Origin of the sequence: Nostoc sp. T09 (genome assembly GCF_002154695.1) — a bacterium.
Taxonomy (GTDB): Bacteria; Cyanobacteriota; Cyanobacteriia; order Cyanobacteriales; family Nostocaceae; genus Aulosira.
In genome coordinates, this window is sequence record NZ_MTAV01000103.1 from 1 (window position 1) to 1,878 (window position 1,878).

Sequence of the window (1,878 nt, forward strand, 5' to 3'; positions counted from 1 at the left end):
CTGGCTAAGAAATCCAAATTCAGCGTGCCATCAGCGACTTTGACATTGAAGGATTTATCCAAAGCCGTGTTGTTGCTTCCGGCTTGGCTGACAATATCTAAGTCATCAAGGACTAGCTGATTTTCCGCACTAACATCAAATACCCGTTGTCCCGCCGCACTCCAGTACAGTTCTGCAAACTTCAGCTTAACTGTGTAGTCACCGTTAGTGACTGGAATCGCATAGGAAAGATTGTTGAGCCAACGTTCGCTTTGATAAAGTGGGTCATCGGTAGTGTTGGCGATCGCGGCTGTTGTGGAGTAAGTATTACCACCGACGAAATATTGATCTGCACTCCAGACATTACCTTGACTATCGGTGTAAGCCTGAGTCGCACCTGCATCAATGCGAATGGCTTTTCCTGTTGGTGCTGGTGCAGCGTTAGGTTGATACTCCAAAACCTGCACAGGAGAAGGAGAGCTAGTCGTACCATCAGCATTTTTAATTGCTGCAACGATATGGTTTAGTCCACCATTCGTGTTAGAACGGGTGAGTGTTACAGGAACATCGACATAACCTTGCGATCCAATAGTGGCAGCAAGTTCATTAACAGCGATCGCTGAATTAGCTTCATAAGGATCGATATCAAAGCCACCATTAGCGATAAATAAGCCTGCTTCTAAAACTAGCAAGCTGACTGAAGCACCTGGAGTCCCGCTGACTCGCACTGTTTGGTTGGCTGTAGAGACAGTTGTTGGTGCAGAGGAAGCTAAACCTAGAACTTGAATTGTTGGTGGAGATGGTGCGTTTGCTTGAAGAACAATTTGTGAGCCACCCAAACTGTTGGGAATTCTATAAGTCTGCGCTGTGTAACTAGTAGTGTCAGAAAAATCAATCGTAATCTTGGAACCCAATAACTCTAGTCCAGAAACGCTACCTGATTCATTGGGACCTGGAGATTGTGTGCCTTTGACACTTGTTGGATCGTTATCTACAGAAAAGGTAAAAGTTTTACCTGGATCGAAACTGTTAAAAGTAATTTCTAATGCATCATAGCCGCCATCATGTGCTTTGAGGAATTTGTAGGAAGCATAGCCTGTTCCACCCTCGCTATCTACTGTAAAATTCTTCGCTACAACATCCCCGGCTACTCCATCGGGGTCAAAAACCAAGTCTTTTAGGATGCTAGAACTGATATCAATCAGTACCTTTGTTATTTTCTGCCCTGTAGTCGAATTGTTGGTAATTTTAAAAGAGCCTGAATTATAGGTACTGGTATTGATATTACTAGAACCTGGATTTATAACAAAAGAAGCTTTAGCAACCATAATTTTTTATTTACAAATAAATACTTACTTAATTTCACTGAAATATAAACTTTACACAAGGGCTTTTATAAACTTTTGATATTTTTTTTTTAAACCTTAAATTAAGAATTTTTAGCTTTATACAAATAAAATATTCATAAATTTTTGATAAAGAGATATATGGATTTCATGGTAGATACTTGAGTTTTATATAAAAAAAAATTAAGTATATGAGAAGGTTCTTTTTGTAAGGACGATTTTGAATGAGAAAGAGGATAATTCTAAAATTAAATATCAATAATATAATATTGACAAATTCACTTTTTTAGTCAAATCACCTCATTTACCACTTAAATAATTCACAAGAAAATACTTTATCCCTAGACTATTTCTTCATAAAGAAGGAGACGATTAAGTTGTAACTTTTCATAGAAAAAAGTCTATACAATATGGTTTATTTAGCCAAAAATCGTCGTCAAAAGAAATAAGGACTTACACTAGTACAGCACGGCATAAATAGCGCAAAGTTGAGCCAGTGTGTTGGTGTTAGCGTAGCGGTAGCGACGTAGGAGCGTCGGCAGTGCGGTCTTGG

At 38.8% G+C, this 1,878-nt stretch carries 1 protein-coding gene; it reads right to left on the reverse strand.

The genetic code is table 11. The annotated features are described in order from the left end of the window. Positions 1-1,307, reverse strand: a 1,307-nt coding sequence (locus BV372_RS20355) for a malectin (protein ID WP_179198168.1), incomplete at its 3' end; no start/stop codon positions are given. Between the last annotated feature and the right edge of the window lie 571 nt (positions 1,308-1,878).